Source organism: Gelidibacter japonicus (assembly GCF_010725055.1).
In the GTDB taxonomy this organism is placed as follows: domain Bacteria; phylum Bacteroidota; class Bacteroidia; order Flavobacteriales; family Flavobacteriaceae; genus Gelidibacter; species Gelidibacter japonicus.
Genome location: NZ_BJKB01000021.1, coordinates 48,287 through 66,067, shown reverse-complemented (window position 1 = coordinate 66,067; position 17,781 = coordinate 48,287). Strand labels below are relative to the sequence as shown.

16 protein-coding genes and 1 rRNA gene are annotated in these 17,781 nt (G+C 38.5%); 6 read left to right on the top strand and 11 right to left on the bottom strand.

Annotated features, from left to right (window positions below; translation table 11 throughout):
- Positions 1-102: ribosomal RNA gene (locus tag G6N06_RS17425) — 16S ribosomal RNA — on the bottom strand; the annotation flags it as partial.
- 923 nt (positions 103-1,025) lie between these two features.
- Here G6N06_RS17425 and thrS point away from each other — a divergent pair.
- From thrS to rplT, 4 genes are all read left to right on the top strand, one after another.
- Entirely contained in the window at positions 1,026-2,969 is a 1,944-nt protein-coding gene (thrS, locus tag G6N06_RS17420) for a threonine--tRNA ligase (protein WP_163517991.1), read from the top strand.
- A gap of 32 nt (positions 2,970-3,001) precedes the next feature.
- Positions 3,002-3,553 carry a translation initiation factor IF-3 gene (gene infC, locus G6N06_RS17415; protein ID WP_205334789.1) on the top strand — a complete coding sequence of 184 codons (552 nt, stop codon included), beginning with the start codon at positions 3,002-3,004 and terminating at the stop codon, positions 3,551-3,553.
- 100 nt (positions 3,554-3,653) lie between these two features.
- The gene (gene rpmI / locus G6N06_RS17410; protein ID WP_163517990.1) at positions 3,654-3,851 is read left to right on the top strand and encodes a 50S ribosomal protein L35; all 198 of its coding nucleotides are present in this window, start codon (positions 3,654-3,656) and stop codon (positions 3,849-3,851) included.
- 144 nt (positions 3,852-3,995) lie between these two features.
- Positions 3,996-4,343: a 50S ribosomal protein L20 gene (rplT, locus tag G6N06_RS17405; RefSeq protein ID WP_163517989.1), complete on the top strand. Its 348-nt coding sequence runs from the start codon at positions 3,996-3,998 to the stop codon at positions 4,341-4,343.
- A 357-nt stretch (positions 4,344-4,700) separates the two neighbouring features.
- On the opposite strand, the gene G6N06_RS17400 is transcribed toward rplT, so the two are convergent.
- From G6N06_RS17400 to tgt, 10 genes are all read right to left on the bottom strand, one after another.
- Positions 4,701-5,240, bottom strand: a complete 540-nt coding sequence (locus tag G6N06_RS17400; protein WP_163517988.1) for a GNAT family N-acetyltransferase — start codon at positions 5,238-5,240, stop codon at positions 4,701-4,703.
- A gap of 26 nt (positions 5,241-5,266) precedes the next feature.
- Positions 5,267-6,343, bottom strand: a complete 1,077-nt coding sequence (locus tag G6N06_RS17395; protein ID WP_163517987.1) for an adenylate/guanylate cyclase domain-containing protein — start codon at positions 6,341-6,343, stop codon at positions 5,267-5,269.
- Positions 6,344-6,362: 19 nt separating this feature from the next.
- On the bottom strand, positions 6,363-6,632 hold the full coding sequence (locus G6N06_RS17390; protein ID WP_163517986.1) for an EF-hand domain-containing protein: 270 nt from the start codon (positions 6,630-6,632) through the stop codon (positions 6,363-6,365).
- Positions 6,633-6,871: 239 nt separating this feature from the next.
- Entirely contained in the window at positions 6,872-8,056 is a 1,185-nt protein-coding gene (locus tag G6N06_RS17385; RefSeq protein ID WP_163517993.1) for an asparagine synthetase B, read from the bottom strand.
- 223 nt (positions 8,057-8,279) lie between these two features.
- Positions 8,280-9,308 (bottom strand): AI-2E family transporter, encoded by a 1,029-nt coding sequence (locus G6N06_RS17380; RefSeq protein ID WP_163517985.1) that lies wholly within the window; start codon positions 9,306-9,308, stop codon positions 8,280-8,282.
- Positions 9,309-9,381: 73 nt separating this feature from the next.
- Positions 9,382-10,929: a replicative DNA helicase gene (gene dnaB, locus G6N06_RS17375; RefSeq protein WP_163517984.1), complete on the bottom strand. Its 1,548-nt coding sequence runs from the start codon at positions 10,927-10,929 to the stop codon at positions 9,382-9,384.
- Between the two features lie 170 nt (positions 10,930-11,099).
- Positions 11,100-12,050 carry an acetyl-CoA carboxylase carboxyltransferase subunit alpha gene (locus tag G6N06_RS17370; protein ID WP_163517983.1) on the bottom strand — a complete coding sequence of 317 codons (951 nt, stop codon included), beginning with the start codon at positions 12,048-12,050 and terminating at the stop codon, positions 11,100-11,102.
- Positions 12,051-12,198: 148 nt separating this feature from the next.
- Positions 12,199-13,104: a DMT family transporter gene (locus G6N06_RS17365; RefSeq protein WP_163517982.1), complete on the bottom strand. Its 906-nt coding sequence runs from the start codon at positions 13,102-13,104 to the stop codon at positions 12,199-12,201.
- Positions 13,091-14,167, bottom strand: coding sequence for an LptF/LptG family permease (locus G6N06_RS17360; protein WP_163517981.1), 1,077 nt, complete (start codon positions 14,165-14,167; stop codon positions 13,091-13,093). Before G6N06_RS17360 ends, G6N06_RS17365 begins: the two co-directional genes overlap by 14 nt.
- A 161-nt stretch (positions 14,168-14,328) precedes the next feature.
- Positions 14,329-15,459 (bottom strand): tRNA guanosine(34) transglycosylase Tgt, encoded by a 1,131-nt coding sequence (gene tgt, locus G6N06_RS17355; RefSeq protein ID WP_163517980.1) that lies wholly within the window; start codon positions 15,457-15,459, stop codon positions 14,329-14,331.
- 317 nt (positions 15,460-15,776) lie between these two features.
- On the opposite strand from tgt, the gene G6N06_RS17350 reads away from it, so the two are divergent.
- Both G6N06_RS17350 and G6N06_RS17345 read left to right on the top strand, forming a co-directional pair.
- The gene (locus G6N06_RS17350; protein ID WP_163517979.1) at positions 15,777-16,622 is read left to right on the top strand and encodes a transketolase; all 846 of its coding nucleotides are present in this window, start codon (positions 15,777-15,779) and stop codon (positions 16,620-16,622) included.
- A 175-nt stretch (positions 16,623-16,797) separates the two neighbouring features.
- On the top strand, positions 16,798-17,754 hold the full coding sequence (locus G6N06_RS17345) for a transketolase family protein (protein WP_163517978.1): 957 nt from the start codon (positions 16,798-16,800) through the stop codon (positions 17,752-17,754).
- Positions 17,755-17,781 lie beyond the last annotated feature (27 nt).

The window sequence follows — 17,781 nt, the reverse complement described above, 5'->3', positions numbered from 1 at the left end:
GCGCCACTCTCATTATCAGCAAGCTGATAAATCCCGTTCGACTTGCATGTGTTAGGCCTGCCGCTAGCGTTCATCCTGAGCCAGGATCAAACTCTTCATCGTTGTTCTTTTAGAGTGCCGAGGCACTCAGTACTTTTCAACGACCAAAGGAAATTCAATTTTTGGTACTCAAAATGGTCTGTTCTCTTTTTTGTTGCGAAATGCTGTTTCCGGCACTTCGCTACGCTGTCAATCCAATATGTTAATGAACTTGTTTCTCTTTTTCCTCGGCGAACCCAATCGCTAAGCGGGTGCAAATATACAACCCTTTTTTAGATCCACACAATGTTTTTGAAAGTTTTTTCGAAAGTTTTTTTTCACACTCCGATCAACCTCTAAAAACACGATTTTAATGAACCTTTTACCGCTGCCAACGTTGCCGTTTTTTGCGGCTGCAAACATACAACCTTTTTCCGTTCCGCAAAACTTTTTATCAAAAAAAATTTTGCTTTCTTTTCCCAAGGATGCAAATGAACTTTTTCCGCTCCCCGGGACCGTGGGCCCCTTGTTTGCGGGGTGCAAATATACGACCCTTTTTCCCTTACGGACAAAATAAAACCGCACTTTTTTTCAACTATTTTTCTTCCCGCTGGAAATGAACGCCTTAGGACGAGGGAAAACATCAACCCCAATTGCCCAGGTGGCGTGGACGGGCCCCGCGTTAGCGATGGAGCCCTTGCCTGAACTCTTTTGCGGACGCCAAAGCGGCCGGAAAAAGTGAGGGGCGAGAGCGCGGTGGGCTGCCCCTTAGGCAGAACAAACGCCCAAAAACCAAACAAACCAACTCTCCTATATAGGACACTATGACTTGTTTTATATAATTCATCAAAACACTCATATATATAAGGAGGAAGCAAATCAATGATTACTTCAAACTCCCTACTCTGCGCAACGTTTTATTACCGATAATATTTATACCTCTATATATATTGTATGAAAGTATTTAACATCTTATCTTTGTCATCCAAAATTAGTACAAGAGATATATGATTGATATAACGCTACCAGACGGAACTGTTAAACCGTTTGAGATAAATGCAACGCCAATGGATGTTGCCAAAAGCATAAGTGAAGGGTTGGCCAGAAATGTTATTTCTGCAAGTTTCAATGGGGCTACTGTAGAGACGCACACCCCATTGACCACAGATGGCGCATTGGTATTGTATACCTGGAATGACAAAGAAGGCAAAAAGGCTTTTTGGCATTCATCCGCTCACGTTTTGGCCCAGGCACTTGAAGAGTTATATCCTGGCGTCAAACTTTCTATTGGTCCTGCTATTGAGAATGGCTTTTACTATGATGTGGATTTAGGGGATCAAACAATTTCTGACAAGGACTTTAAGACTATTGAAGATAAGATGCTGGAGATTGCCAGAGGCAAACACGACTTTAATTTACGATCAGTATCAAAAGCCGATGCCTTATCATTATATAAGTCTCAAAACAATGAATACAAAGTAGAGCTGATTGAAAACCTCGAAGATGGCACAATCACTTTTTGCGATCATTCAACATTTACCGATTTATGTAGAGGTGGACATATTCCTAATACGTCGATTATCAAAGCGGTCAAAATCATGTCGGTTGCTGGTGCATATTGGAGAGGCGATGAAAATAATAAGCAACTAACTAGGGTTTACGGGATTTCATTTCCAAAGCAAAAGGATCTAACCGAATATCTTCACTTACTTGAGGAGGCAAAAAAACGCGATCACAGAAAATTGGGCAAAGAGCTAGAATTGTTTACATTCTCAACCAAGGTGGGCCAAGGTTTACCATTGTGGTTACCAAAAGGTGCAGCTTTACGTGAGCGACTTGAGAATTTCTTAAAGAAAGCACAAAAAAAGGCTGGGTATGAAATGGTGGTCACTCCTCATATTGGGCAGAAGGAGCTTTATGTTACTTCTGGACATTATGAAAAATACGGTGCTGATAGCTTTCAGCCCATTCTGACTCCCAATGAAGGTGAAGAATTCTTGTTAAAACCTATGAATTGCCCTCACCATTGCGAAATCTATAATGCCAAACCATTTTCTTACAAAGAACTTCCTATACGCTACGCTGAGTTTGGAACGGTTTACCGTTATGAACAGAGTGGCGAATTGCACGGTTTGACACGTGTAAGAGGCTTTACCCAAGATGATGCGCATATTTTTTGTACGCCAGATCAGTTGGATAAAGAGTTTAAGGATGTTATTGACTTGGTTCTTTATGTGTTTGGTTCTTTAGGATTTGAAAACTTTAAGGCGCAGGTATCATTAAGAGATCCAAATACGCCTGAAAAATATATAGGTAGTGATGAAAACTGGGAGAAAGCCGAAGCTGCCATCCTTAATGCAGCGATAGACAAAGGCTTGGACTATGTGGTAGAAACAGGTGAAGCTGCTTTTTACGGTCCTAAGTTGGATTTTATGGTGAAAGATGCTCTGGGAAGAAACTGGCAATTAGGCACGATTCAAGTAGATTATAACCTACCTGAACGATTTGACCTTACTTATAAAGGCAGTGATAATGAGTTGCACAGACCCGTCATGATTCATCGCGCACCTTTTGGAAGTATGGAGCGTTTTGTAGCGATTTTGCTAGAGCACACCGGTGGAAATTTCCCACTTTGGCTAATGCCAACTCAAGCAATAGTGCTGTCAATTAGTGAAAAATATGAAAAATACGCCGAAAAAGTTTTAAATGTGCTAGAAAATAACGAAATTCGCGCCCTCGCAGATAATAGAAATGAGACTATTGGCAAGAAGATTCGTGAAGCAGAAATGGCTAAAATCCCATACATGATTATCGTTGGCGAGCAAGAAGAAAATAAAAATATGATAACCGTACGACAACATGGCGGAGAAGATTTAGGCATGATTAGTGCAGTAGACTTCGCAAAGGTTGTTGAAAAAGAAGTAAAAAAGACATTAAAAACCTTTAAATAGAAAAATTAAGTTTAACTAAAAACATATAAGCCATAGCAATTCGTAGAAACAGAGGTAGCTTCAGAAGAACTGAAAAAGAGGAGCAACATAAAATTAACAGAAATATTAGAGCCGAAAACGTAAGACTTGTTGGAGATAATGTTGAAACCGGGGTATACACCACTAAACAAGCTTTGGCCATTGCCGAAGAACAGGGTGTCGATTTGGTTGAGATATCGCCAAAAGCTGATCCGCCCGTTTGTAAGGTGATGGATTACAAGAAGTTTCTTTATGAACAAAAGAAACGCGACAAGTCATTAAAGTCCAAAGCAACCAAAGTTGTTGTTAAAGAAATCCGTTTTGGACCTCAAACAGATGATCACGATTACGAATTCAAAAAGAAACACGCAGAAAAGTTCCTAAAGGAAGGCGCAAAACTTAAAGCTTTTGTGTTTTTTAAAGGTCGTTCTATTGTGTTTAAAGAACAAGGGCAAATATTGTTATTGAAATTAGCCCAAGATCTTGAAGAATATGGTAAGGTTGAACAAATGCCACGACTAGAAGGAAAGCGTATGACAATGTTCATAGCGCCTAAAAAGAAGTAGCTTGGACCAGGCTCAGCTGCCAAACATCATTGATAAATAACGCACCATAGTAAGGTGTATGAAGATTATAAGCGAAAAGTAAATTAAAATTTAGGAGAAAATGCCAAAAATGAAAACCATATCTAGTGCTAAGAAACGTTTTAAACTAACGGGCACTGGTAAGATTAAAAGAAAGCACGCGTTTAAGAGTCATATCTTGACCAAAAAATCTAAAAAACGTAAGCTTGCCTTGACTAAAACAACTTTAGTCCACAAGGCAGATGAGAATAATGTTAAATTGATGTTACGTTTAAAGTAATACCTTTTTAACCGGTTAAAACAATTTATAAACCCTGGAGTTAGGCCACAAGATTAACGATTGTAGATTGATGATTTTTGATCTGCGAAGTTAAAAAGACAAAGTGTCAGTTATCGACCGCCTACTACAAAAAACAATTAAGAAATGCCAAGATCAGTAAATTCAGTAGCAAAAAGAGCCAGAAGAAAAAAGGTTCTTAAACAAGCAAAAGGATACTTTGGAAGACGTAAAAACGTTTGGACAGTAGCCAAAAATGCGGTTGATAAAGCGATGTTATATTCGTACAGAGACCGCAGGGTAAAGAAAAGAAATTTCCGTTCATTATGGATTACGCGTATTAACGCAGCAGCCAGATTACACGGAATGTCTTATTCAAAGTTCATGGGAGGAATCAAAGCTAACAACATCGGATTGAACCGTAAGGTTCTTGCAGATATAGCGATGAACCATCCAGATGCTTTTGAAGCCATTGCCAAAAAAATCAAAAAATAGGCGTTTCGCCAAAATAACAAACACAATTCGCTTATAAAAAATCCGATTCTTAATTGAATCGGATTTTTTTGTTGACACTGCAGAGAATCTGTATTAGTAATTCAAAAGGGATACCTGTCCAAGCATAGATGGTATATGCATGTTTCATGAAGACCCAATGAAAATAGAGTGTTTATCATATTTTATAGTTCTTCTTCTTGTTATAATTAGACCAAGCGAAAGCCAATCCATTTTAAATATGACTAGTAATACTACGCTAATAAAATGAGGCTATAGGGGAAAGTAAGAGTTATTGGTAAAAGTAAGCTCACCCTTCAATCTTACAAATTTTCAATTAGCGATACAACAAACCAAAGCTTACCTACCTTGCTGGTCTATCCAGTCGGTTTTTTCAATAATGTATCGTCTAACCATACAATGACGTTCTTGATTGTAGAACTCTCTTATAGGTTTCATGAATTTTTCCAAAATTTTTGCCGAACCAATATTTTTAGTATTAACGTCGGCTGCGACCTTTTCAACATTCAACCTGTTAAAATAATAATCTATCATTCCTCTCGCAGTTTCCGTTCCGTATCCTTTTCCCCAATAATTTGATCTAAAACGATACCCTAACTCTTTATCATTTTCATCATTAGTTAAAAACAGACAGAGCCCAATCATCTCAGGATTATCCTTTTCAAAGATTCCACAAGTATAACTCTCCCTGCGTAAATCACTCCATTCTAAATTCAGATTCTCATTGAATTTATCTAATATCTGAATTTCAGAAAGTCTTGATTGGGGTATTGGGTCTATAACTTTAGGGTCAGAAAGTAATTCAATAAAGTTGTTTTTGTCTCTACTTTTTAAACTCTTAACCACTAACCTTTTGGTCTCAAACACCTTCATTTTCATGATTGAATTTATTTAAACTCTTAAAATTATCTTTTATGGATGGCATAAATTTTGAGTTCCTCTGTTTTACCCTCCAGCAATTCATCTCCCAAAGAAATAGCTTCGTATTTATTGTTCAAATTGAGCAAATGGAATAAATCATCTGAGATAAGCAAGGATTCATTATACTCGTTACATTTCTCCTGAATGCGGGAGGTAGAATTAATCACATCCCCATGATAGGCCAATTCTTTTTTCACGGTTCCAACTTCGGCAATTATTATTTTTCCAGTATGCAATCCGGCCTTAAATTCTGGCTGAATTCCATATTTTTTTTGGTAATATTTAGAATGCCGTTTTAACTTTCGTTCAAAATCGAAGAACAGATTGATACAGTTCAAGTCTCTAATCCCCTGCTTAGGCGTCCAACTCAACACCGCTTCATCACCTACATATTGATAAATTTCGGCATTGTATCTATTGATAATCTTATTGAGATAAAAGAAACAATCCTGTATGAGCTGGCTATATTTCAAATGCCCCAACTCCTCAGCATGTGATGTGGAAGACTTTAAATCCAGGAACATGAATATCCGGTCCACTTCACGTGGATTTTTATACCTACCAATAAGCATTTTAAAGATGATCCCTTTGCCAAACTTATCATTGGCCAATCGTAAAAACGAAAATAACAAAGAACAAATAATGAAATAGGCGGTGACCATCCAAAATATCTTATTGGAAATCCACCATCCCCTGTGATTTGGGAAATTGATATTGAGATAATCTTCAGCCAAAAAAGCCATAATACTCAATGAGAAAATAAGAAATACCAGATAAATAAGCGATTTGATAAGAAGAATCAAGCCCAGGTTTAGAGCTTTTGATAGAAATTTATCGAAAATATATTCAACTATCGTATACACAATGGCAACCATAACCCCTAAAGCCACTCCAAATAAAAGGTATTCAGAAACCGGATATACCTTACTGGCTTCAATAGCCTCAACCTGCTCCTGCTCTCTACCCAAATATCTGATGAGGATAAAAAAACAAAATGCAAACGACCAATATAAAACGGATGCGAAAAATAGTTTGAAAAATTGTTTAATATAATATAGCATTCATGGGAGATGTTAGCACTTATTCCTTAATTTCATCAATGGCTGCCTTAAACTCTTTCCAATCTACCAATCCATCGCCATCCTTATCATAACCTTCAATAAGTTTACTGGTCACCAAACCTCTTATCAGGCCGCTAATTTCTGCCTTCTTAAGGAGTTCAGCAATTTCCTTTTTGGAAAGTTTACCATCTTTGTCGTTATCAAAAAATGCAAATGCTTCCTCGGGTGTCTTGAAACTGTTGGAAATGAGGATTTGAATTTTATTAAGAATAGTTTCTTTAGTAGACATAATTCGATTTATTTTTTAAAAGTAAGAAATATTACGGTTCTATAAGTGCTCATTTGACAACAAAAGGCGCTGCCCGTGCGAGAATCTATTATCATATCGCCAAAAGAAGTTTTTAAAACTATGCAATTATCGCGCCATATCTAAAGCGGCATTACTCTGAATGCAGGATAACATCCATTTTCGAAATATAATGGCTTCCCAATGTAAACTCCGATCTGAACAAAAATGTTATCCTATTATTAGGTCTTCTGTTTTTTCTTTTTAGCCGCAGGAAACAAGACATTATTTAAAATCAATCGGTATCCTGGGGATGTAGGATGTAGCTCCAACTCAGTCTTTGGGTCGCCTACTTTGTGTGTATAGTCTTCAGGATCGTGCCCGCCATAAAATGTAAAAAAGCCCTTTCCCTTGATCCCATGGATGTATTTAGCTTCGCCATTGGTTTTATTTTCACCCATAATAAGAACGTTCGATTTGATTTCTTCTCTCGTAAAAGAAGTCGTCTGTCCCATAAAACCCTTTACCAAAGCCGTATGATTTTGACATAACATGGTCGGTATAGGGTCCCATTTAGCGGAATAGTCCATGAGTGTAAAGTAATCCGTCAACATAGGGATTTGACGTTTGGATGTCATATCAATGGACGAAAACTCATAGATATTAGGGTTTCTTTCCAAAATAAAATCCTTAAACGCAAAGGTTTTACTATAATCGATTTTGCTCTGATAATTCGGATCACTAGGATCGCCATCGAACATCGGCTCACAAATATCAACACCTTCTGCCGCCAAGGCAATGTCAAAACTGTCGGTGGCACTGCACATGGCAAACATAAATCCGCCACCAACCACATAATCTCTAATTTTTAAGGCCACTGCCAATTTTTGTTCAGACACCTTCGCATAACCTAGTTTGGCCGCCAATGCTTCGGCTTGTCTTTTTTCTTCAATATACCAGGCTGCCGATTTGTAGGTTCTATAAAACTTGCCATATTGTCCGGTAAAATCCTCATGGTGTAGATGCAGCCAATCGTAAAGTACCAACCCATCATTCAATACTTCTTCATCGTAAATAGTTTCATAAGGTATTTCGGCATAGGTCAACACTAAAGTCACGGCGTCATCCCATGGCGGATTCCCCTTGGGAGAATAGACGGCGATTTTAGGAGCTTTTTCAAGAACCACTGATTCCATATTTTGCGAAGGGCTGTCAATAAACTCCAAGATTTCTTCGGTCTTCACATCTGAAATCACTTCGAATGAAATGCCTCTAATCTGACATTCTCTTCGAATTTCTTCAAGGTCGGGCAACAAGAACGATCCCCCCCTATAATTGAGCAGCCACTTTACTTTCAATTGCTTTTCAAGTGTCCAATAGGTCATTCCGTAAGCTTTAAGATGGTTTTTTTGACCTTCAGCATCCATAGGTATAAGAATGTAGGAGGCAAAAGATTGCACATTAACAAAAACAAGAAAAAGGATACAGACTGCTTTTTTCAAAATAAATGAAGATTGTGGTTCGATGTGATAAATTGATTCTGATGATTAATCGCACTTCCATTTAAAGGGAGTGAATTTATCAATGGAAAGATAAACAAAAATTAAGCGTCCCTAAAATGCTTTAAGAAAATATTGGATAAATCCCACTTTAAAATTCCTCATTCTTGCCCGAAAGCAAACTTGCTACAATTTTTGTACTTGGGAATTGTTCCAGGATAATTTTCAAGAAAACCGTTATTGGGATGGACATGATCATACCTGCAATTCCCCAAATATAGCCCCAGAACATCAACATCACCAAAACAGCTATGATATTGATGGAAAAGGATTTTCCCATAAATATAGGTTCCAAAATGGATCCGAAAATAACCTGAACTAACGAGATGGCCAGAATAAAGAAGAACAAGGTGCTTGATGGATCCAATTCCACAAAGGCAAAAATAGTTAAACTGATCACGGCAATAAACGATCCGATCATTTGCACAAAATTGATCACAAAGGCAAATAATCCCCAAAAAATTGGAAAACTCACGTCAAAATACACACAGGCGAGACCCGTGAAGATTCCGGTTCCCAAACTCACTAGAAACTTCACCTTTATGAAGGTGATCAAATCATTTTCAATTTTAAGGAACGTTTTGACCGCGGTATGTTTTCGTTTCAATAAAGTAACATGTAACAATTTCTGTACATTGATGGATTCGGCCAGCCACAGCACGGTAAAGAAAGCAGTTGTGAGGGCCATACTGATGAATCTCCCCATAGACCCCACAACGGAGCCAATATTTTTAGTTTCCGCCAATTGAGCCATGATACTTCCATTTTTCCCCAATTGGACACCAAAAAATGTTTCCAATGAGTCTTTTAAACCTCTAATCTTACCTTCAGCTTCCTTGAAAAAAGTGCTATCAGATGACATAATCTGTTTACTGGACAGGTGTATCAATTCTGCGGTAATAGCCAGTCCCATCAAAATAAGAAGAATCACGATAAAAATACTGAGATATTTTGGCACACCCTTTTTTCCCAACCAACGCATCAAGGGTAAAAACAAGAGCGCGATAAACATGGAAAATACCAACGGAATAAAGATAAACGATAGGATTTTTAGCAAATAAAAAACCAATGGCACAACAATAACCAGCAATAATAAATTTGTTGTTCGTATTTTGTCCATGGGTAAAATTCTAATTATCAGCTTGCAAAGATAATCTTAAACTCTCAAAAAAATTAAAGAAAAAGTTAAGGTTTTAGAATGGCACGTCATTATCGTCGACATCATCCATTGAAGGTGGATCAAATGCATCTGATGCTGAAGGGAAATTACCCGACTTAAAGGTATTGTCATTGGCAGCTGCATTCATTTTAGAGTGGAATTCGCCAAATGGTGTATCAAAATCATCTAGGTTATCAAACTTACCAAGGTGTCCAACAAACTTCAACCTGATATTCTCCAAGCCACCATTTCTATGTTTGGCCACAATGAATTCCGCTTGACCTTCCGTAGGAGAACGTTCTTCATCATCCCACTCGTCAATTTTGTAGTATTCGGGTCTATAGATAAACGATACAATATCCGCATCCTGTTCAATTGCACCAGATTCACGTAAATCAGATAATAATGGTCTTTTACTGCCGCCACGGGTCTCTACCGCACGGGATAGTTGTGACAAGGCAATTACGGGAAGACTCAATTCCTTTGCCAGAGCCTTGAGGTTACGGGAGATAGTAGAAATTTCCTGTTCCCTGTTTCCGCCTTTCTGGCTTCCACCAGCTGTCATCAATTGCAGATAATCGATAATAATCATTTTAATGCCATATTGTGACGCCAAACGACGTGCTTTTGCACGCAAATCAAAAATAGAAAGCGATGGGGTATCATCAATAAACAAAGGTGCTTTCTCTAAAGCCTTTACCTTAACATTTAACTGTTCCCATTCGTGTTTCTCAAGTTTTCCCGTTCGCAATTTTTCTGAAGAGAGACCTGTTTCGCTAGAGATCAAACGGGTGATCAACTGCACCGAAGCCATCTCTAAAGAGAAAAACGCAACGGGAATATTATGTTCGACCGCAATATTTCGTGCCATAGAAAGGGTCAAAGCTGTTTTACCCATCCCTGGACGTGCTGCCACAATGATCAAATCGCTCTCCTGCCATCCCGAGGTCAGTTTATCCAGCTTGTCAAAACCTGATGGAATACCGCTCAAGCCCTCTTTATTGGAAATATCTTCAATTTTCTTTTTCGCTTGAATAACCAAACTTTGGGCAGTTTCTGTAGATTTCTTGATATTTCCTTGGGTCACTTCATAAAGCTTGGCTTCTGCTTGATCCAACAAATCAAAAACATCTTTAGTTTCATCGTAGGCATCTTCAATAATTTCATTTGAAATCTTGATCAAACTGCGCTGTATAAATTTTTGGAGAATAATCCGTGCATGAAACTCAATATGTGCCGAGGAAGACACGCGTTGGGTCAAAGATATCAAATAAAAATCGCCACCTACCAATTCTAATTTTGCATCTTTCTTGAGTTGACTAGAAACGGTTAATAAATCGACCGGTTCACTGTTTTCAAATAATTTGAAAATGGCCTCAAAGATGTGTTTATGAGCATCTTTATAGAATGCTTCTGGGCTTAAAATGTCGATAACTTCATCTACCCCTTTTTTATCAATCATCATGGCCCCGAGAACAACCTCTTCTAAATCAAGAGCTTGTGGCGGAATTTTCCCTTTTTCTAAGCTAATAATCGTGCTTTTGTCCACTTTATAGCCTTGTATTTGATTTGGTTGTTTCATGAATACGAAAGTAAATAATTTGTAAAGAAAGAAGCCATTTTGTTTCACTTCAATCTTAACAGGTCATCAACAATATAACTGTTGATAACTTTATAATATTGTTAATAAGGCCAAAAAAAACCGAAGCCATTAACTTCAGTTTTGAGTTTGGTTAAGGTATTGGGGGATTGTTATTTATAGACCCCCATATTAGCATATTTATCCATGCGTTTTTGTACCAATTCTTTTGGTGATAAGTTTTTAAGCTCATCATAAGATTTTTCGATTGCTTTCCGAACTGCCAAAAAAGCTTCCTCTCGATTGGTATGTGCACCGCCCAATGGTTCTTTAATAATATCGTCCACCAATTTCATCTTTTTCATATCTGGAGCGGTAAGTTTTAATGCTTCTGCCGCTTGCTCCTTATATTCCCAACTGCGCCATAGGATTGACGAGCAGGACTCTGGAGAAATTACAGAATACCAGGTATTTTCCATCATCAGCACACGGTCTCCAACACCAATACCCAGAGCTCCACCAGAGGCACCTTCACCAATAATTACACAAATGATTGGCACTTTTAAACGGGTCATTTCCAAAATATTCCTTGCAATGGCCTCTCCTTGCCCACGTTCTTCAGCTTCCAAACCAGGATAGGCACCCGGGGTGTCAATTAAAGTCACTACAGGAATTTTAAATTTCTCAGCAGATTTCATCAAACGTAGAGCCTTTCGGTAACCTTCAGGATTTGACATTCCAAAATTCCGATATTGCCTGGTTTTGGTATTGTACCCCTTCTGTTGCCCAATAAGCATATAGGACTGATCGCCAATCTTACCTAATCCGCCAATCATGGCTTTATCATCCTTCACATTTCTATCTCCATGCAACTCCAAAAAAGAATCGCCACATAAGGCCCTGATATGATCTAAGGTATAAGGCCTATTTGGATGACGGGATAATTGAACACGTTGCCACGCGGTTAGATTTTTATAGATATCTTTCTTAGTAGCGAGGAGCTTCTTCTCAATTTGTTCACAAGTTTGAGTCACGTCAACATCACTCTCTTCACCAATCACTCGGCATTTTGACAACTGATCCTCTAGTTCTTTTATGGGAAGCTCAAATTCTAAATACTCCATAGAAATTTAAGTTTTAATTATTAGTTAGCCTACAAACCTACGTAATTTTTTCCGTTCAGGTAAAACTACAATATGAAAAAAACAGGTATTTATTAGATGGCCATACAAAGGTACGGATAATCAAAGTAACTCTTAAAGATTAATCGATTTAGTGTGTTTTTCGTTTTCTTGCCCTATAGGAATTCACATTCTTCAACACGGCATCCAACATGACAGATAGCAACACCAAACAAGCGCCATAGTAAAACTGAGGTCCCATGGTTTCTGTTTCAGGAAATAACAATAAGGCCAAAGCTATCCCATAAACAGGTTCCAGATTATAAGAAAGGACCACTGTATATGGACTGATAAATTTCATCACTTTAACCACTCCAATAAATGCATAGGCCGTACAAACTGAGGCCAATAAAAAAAGATACACCCAATCTGAAGCAGAAAGCGTGAAAAATTTGATGTCAAATCCTCCTTTAAATAGCAGGATAAAAAGCGTCAAAAATGCGACCCCACTAAGAAACTCATAAAAGGAAATGACCGTCGCGGAATATTTCCGTATGAACGTGCCGTTAATAACTGCAAATAAACTGGACAGTAAGGCCGAAACAACCCCAAGAATGATACCATTGATATATCTCAACTCACCGTGTGTAATGAGAAAGACGCCAATAACGACCATAACCCCAAGAATAATTTCATACCAAACAATTCGTCTTTTATAAAAGAAAGGTTCAATAAAAGAAGCAAAGAAGGCACCCGTAGAAAACATCGCGAGTGCAATGGAGATATTGGATTGCTTGATCGCTTCAAAAAAAGTAATCCAATGTAAAGAGACGATGACACCTGCTGCAAGAAATTTCAGCATCGTGGACTTATCAATCTTTAATTTGACTTTTTTGAACTTTATATAGAGAAACATGAGCAATCCTGCCATCAACATTCTATACCACACCAATGGGATGGAACCAATAGTAATCAACTCGCCCAAAATAGCAGTAAAACCAGCGATGAAAACTAAGATATGTAGATGCAGGTAATTCTTGAGCTTAGCGTTTTGCATTGTAAAGGAGAAAGATCGCTAAAATACCAAAAACCAAATTTGGAAGCCATGCAGCGATTATTGGTGAGAAATCAGATTGTTCGGCCAATACGCCAAAAACCTTATCAAAAAACACATAAACCATGGCAGTTGTGATACCAAAAGCCAAGTTAAAACCCATCCCACCTCTTCGCTTAATGGAAGATACGGCCACAGCAATTATGGTCAGAATAAAAACGGAAACAGGTAAACTCCATTTTTTATATTTTACAATTTCATAGCGACCAATATTTGAAGAGCCCCGAGCCTTCTCCTTATCTATAAATTCTACCAATTCAGAGTAAGGTTTTGTTTCTGCAATATAATTGACCGGCATTAAATCTTCCAAATCAAATGGAAGAACGGTATCGAGTTGTCGTTGTGCTTCAATAATATCACCGTTGTCCGTGATAGTCCGTTTATAATAATTAAATAATTTATAGGTACTATCGGCTTCTGAATAGCGAATTGAATTCGCAAACATCTTATATTTCAATTCGTTGCCCTCAATATGTTCCAAGGTAAAGTTATAGCCCGTTTTTTGGATCTTATCAAAACTGCTCACAAATATTAAATCAGTATCATTGATCTGCCTAAAAATATTTTGACCTGGATCTTGATGCCTAGCGCTTTTCAAATATTTATAGGTAAATTCGTTAAACCCCTGACTTGCGATAGGTGCCAAATAAAACCCCAGGATCATGGCGAATAAAGAAACAAGGGTTGCACCAATAATATATGGCCTAAGAAAACGCGAAAAGGAAACTCCCGAGCTCAAAAAAGCGACAATTTCTGTGTTGTTGGCAAGTTTGGAAGTAAACCAAATAACGGATAGAAATAAAAATATGGGAAACAATAAATTGGCAAAGTAGATGGTAAAATTGAGATAGTACAGGGCTACTTCTCCAAACGGTACTTTATTCTCTAAGATTTTACCAATTTTTTCAGCAAGATTGACTGTAATTCCGATGGGGATAAACAGCAATAGCATCATCAAAAAAGTGAAGAGATATCGTTTTAATATGTACCAATCAAGAATTTTCAAAGTCTGATCTATTGGGTATTGTTATTCTTTATTCTTTATTCTTTATTCTTTGTTCTTTGTTCTTTATTCTTTGTTCCTAAAAACAATTTTTAAGCATTAAATTGCTAATCCTGAACCCTGCCCGTCCGTCCGGAACCTTGGCAAAGACGGGAACTCTGAACTTACAACCGTTTATCCATTTGCTTCACCATCATATCTTTCCAGGCTCTAAAATCTCCCGCTAAGATATGTTTTCTGGCTTCCCTGACCAACCACAAATAAAATCCGAGGTTGTGAATCGTGGCAATCTGCATGGCCAAACGCTCATTGACGCTAAACAAATGACGCAAATACGCTTTGGAATACTCTGTATCCACATAGGTCATGGCCATCTCATCCAAAGGAGAAAAATCTGCTTCCCATTTTTTATTTTTGATATTGATCGATCCGTGAGCAGTAAAGAGCATACCGTTTCTGGCATTACGCGTTGGCATGACGCAATCAAACATATCCACACCTAACGCAATATTTTCAAGAATATTGATTGGGGTACCAACGCCCATTAAATAGCGTGGTTTTTCCTCTGGAAGGATATCACAGACCACTTCTGTCATGGCATACATTTCTTCAGCCGGTTCTCCTACTGACAATCCGCCAATAGCATTCCCGACCGCCCCAGCATTGGCAATGTATTCGGCCGATTGCATACGTAAATCTTTATAGGTGCTGCCTTGGACAATCGGGAAAAAGCTTTGTTCGTAGCCATATTTGAACGGAAGCTTCTCCAAATGGTTGATGCATCGGTCCAACCAGCGATGGGTCATGTGCATGGATCTTTTGGCATAATTATAATCGCATGGATAAGGCGTACATTCGTCGAAGGCCATGATGATGTCGGCACCAATGGTTCGTTGGATTTCCATCACATTTTCTGGTGTAAACGTGTGATAACTGCCATCAATATGCGATTTAAACTTGACACCTTCCTCCTTAATTTTCCTATTTGCAGATAATGAATAGACCTGATATCCACCAGAATCCGTCAAAATATTACGGTCCCAATTGATAAACTTATGCAAGCCTCCAGCCTGTTCGAGAATTCTTGTTTGCGGACGCAAATACAAATGATAGGTATTGCCCAAGATGACATCTGCATTGATATCATTTTTAAGTTCTCTTTGGTGTACGCCCTTTACGGAACCTACCGTACCCACTGGCATAAAAATAGGCGTTTCAATAACGCCATGATCTGTAGTAAGCGCTCCTGCTCTCGCCTTGCTCTGAGGGTCTTTTCCTTTTAATTCAAATTTCATACGTGGCAAACCTACATCTTTTTTAATTCAAATTGAAAATTTTCAGGCTGAAGGAAGATGTTGTTATATTTTAAAAATTGTATTAGGCTGGCAAAGATAAACAATGCCGCAATTAAGATAAGGGCCTCTTGATAAAAGTTTCAAAAATCTACCCTGTTCATAAATTTTCAAATGGAATTCGGTCAAAAAAGGTCCTATAAATATCAGATATGTAATTGTTAGCAAAACAGCAACATTCGTTAATAAGTGCGCCAATTTGAACTTTGTTTCGGGGGTTTAAAAGACTACTTTTGCAGCGTAAAACTAACTTTTAGAAAATGTCAAACACACAACAATTAGAAGATTTAACAACACAGGTACGCAGAGATATTCTCCGTATGGTACACAAGGTGAATTCTGGACATCCAGGAGGCTCATTAGGTTGCGCAGAATTTTTTGTAGCGCTTTATAATGAGATCATGGATAGAAAGGACACTTTTGATATGGATGGGATAGGCGAAGATCTGTTCTTCCTTTCAAACGGACACATCTCCCCTGTATTTTACAGCGTATTGGCAAGAGCAGGCTATTTTCCTGTAGAGGAATTAAACACGTTCCGATTGATTGATTCTCGCTTACAAGGGCACCCAACCACACATGAAGGTCTACCTGGCGTTCGCGTAGCTTCAGGCTCTTTGGGCCAAGGCATGTCTGTGGCCATCGGTGCTGCACAAGCAAAAAAACTGAACAACGATTCGCATTTGATCTACAGTTTGCACGGGGATGGTGAACTTCAGGAAGGCCAAAACTGGGAAGCGATCATGTATGCCGCAGGAAACAATGTGGACAACCTCATTTCTACCATAGATCTTAACGGACAGCAGATTGACGGATCAACTGATGATGTTTTGCCAATGGGCAGTCTTAAAGATAAATTTCAGGCCTTTGGATGGACTGTAGTAGAAATCGAACAAGGTAACAATATAGAAGCCATCTTAAAAGGAATGGCGATTGCCAAATCAAAAACAGGACAAGGAAAACCTGTTTGCGTTCTTTTAAAAACGGTTATGGGCAATGGTGTTGATTTTATGATGCACACCCACGCCTGGCATGGAAAAGCACCAAACGATGAGCAATTGGCCATCGGATTGGAACAGAATGCGGAGACATTGGGGGATTATTAATTAGTTGACAGTCAGCAGTCGACAGTTTACAGTAAACAGTTGGCAGCAAATAAAATGAATGACAATTTAATATCACCTATAAAAATCCTTTTAGAATGGACTCAGGACAAAACAGGAAGGATTATTAAAAATCAAAGAATTAATTAAACAGATACCCACTTTCGCGGGCATTACTATGAAAACATACACAAATACAGGAAATAAAGACACACGTTCAGGATTTGGAGCGGGATTGACAGAATTGGGACAAACCAACGACAAGGTTGTTGCGCTTTGTGCCGATTTGATTGGCTCGTTAAAAATGGACGATTTTAAAAAGAACCATCCAGAGCGTTTCTTTCAAGTAGGAATCGCCGAAGCCAATATGATCGGAATGGCTGCTGGTTTAACCATTGGTGGAAAAATTCCTTTTACGGGAACCTTCGCTAACTTTTCAACCGGTCGTGTTTACGATCAAATCAGACAGAGTGTGGCCTATTCGGACAAAAACGTCAAGATTTGTGCCTCGCACGCTGGTTTGACACTTGGTGAAGATGGTGCCACCCACCAGATTTTAGAAGATATCGGATTGATGAAAATGTTGCCGGGAATGACCGTCATCAATACCTGCGATTATAACCAAACCAAAGCGGCCACGATCGCCATTGCAGAGCACCAAGGTCCAGTTTATTTGCGTTTTGGACGCCCTTCAGTACCTAATTTTACTGCAGAAGACCAAAAGTTTGAAATTGGAAAAGCAGTACAATTAACGGAAGGCACAGATGTGACCATCGTTGCTACCGGCCATTTGGTTTGGGAAGCTCTTGAAGCTGCAAAAACTCTAAACGAACAAGGTATCTCTGCAGAAGTCATCAACATCCATACGATCAAACCTTTGGACGATGAAGCCATTATAAAATCCGTTAAAAAAACCGGATGCGTAGTAACGGCTGAAGAGCACAACTATCTTGGCGGATTAGGCGAGAGCGTTGCTCGTGTTTTGGCTTTGAGCCATCCTACACCACAAGAATTTGTGGCTACACAAGATACTTTTGGAGAATCTGGTACGCCTGCGCAATTAATGGAAAAGTACGGCTTAAATAGTGCTTCCATCATTAAAGCAGCTCAAAAAGTGGTTAAAAGAAAAAAGTAAGTGAATTATAATTTAGAAGTTCTATAT

What these genes read in the sequence shown, in the direction of transcription:
- rplT (WP_163517989.1), top strand. Translation starts at nt 3,996, where the DNA reads ATGCCAAGATCAGTAAATTCAGTAGCAAAAAGAGCCAGAAGAAAAAAG.
- rpmI (WP_163517990.1), top strand. Translation starts at nt 3,654, where the DNA reads ATGCCAAAAATGAAAACCATATCTAGTGCTAAGAAACGTTTTAAACTA.
- G6N06_RS17400 (WP_163517988.1), bottom strand. Translation starts at nt 5,240, where the DNA reads ATGAAAATGAAGGTGTTTGAGACCAAAAGGTTAGTGGTTAAGAGTTTA.
- tgt (WP_163517980.1), bottom strand. Translation starts at nt 15,459, where the DNA reads ATGAAATTTGAATTAAAAGGAAAAGACCCTCAGAGCAAGGCGAGAGCA.
- G6N06_RS17380 (WP_163517985.1), bottom strand. Translation starts at nt 9,308, where the DNA reads ATGGACAAAATACGAACAACAAATTTATTATTGCTGGTTATTGTTGTG.
- G6N06_RS17390 (WP_163517986.1), bottom strand. Translation starts at nt 6,632, where the DNA reads ATGTCTACTAAAGAAACTATTCTTAATAAAATTCAAATCCTCATTTCC.
- G6N06_RS17395 (WP_163517987.1), bottom strand. Translation starts at nt 6,343, where the DNA reads ATGCTATATTATATTAAACAATTTTTCAAACTATTTTTCGCATCCGTT.
- G6N06_RS17385 (WP_163517993.1), bottom strand. Translation starts at nt 8,056, where the DNA reads ATGGATGCTGAAGGTCAAAAAAACCATCTTAAAGCTTACGGAATGACC.
- G6N06_RS17365 (WP_163517982.1), bottom strand. Translation starts at nt 13,104, where the DNA reads ATGCAAAACGCTAAGCTCAAGAATTACCTGCATCTACATATCTTAGTT.
- G6N06_RS17345 (WP_163517978.1), top strand. Translation starts at nt 16,798, where the DNA reads ATGAAAACATACACAAATACAGGAAATAAAGACACACGTTCAGGATTT.
- G6N06_RS17370 (WP_163517983.1), bottom strand. Translation starts at nt 12,050, where the DNA reads ATGGAGTATTTAGAATTTGAGCTTCCCATAAAAGAACTAGAGGATCAG.
- dnaB (WP_163517984.1), bottom strand. Translation starts at nt 10,929, where the DNA reads ATGAAACAACCAAATCAAATACAAGGCTATAAAGTGGACAAAAGCACG.
- thrS (WP_163517991.1), top strand. Translation starts at nt 1,026, where the DNA reads ATGATTGATATAACGCTACCAGACGGAACTGTTAAACCGTTTGAGATA.
- G6N06_RS17350 (WP_163517979.1), top strand. Translation starts at nt 15,777, where the DNA reads ATGTCAAACACACAACAATTAGAAGATTTAACAACACAGGTACGCAGA.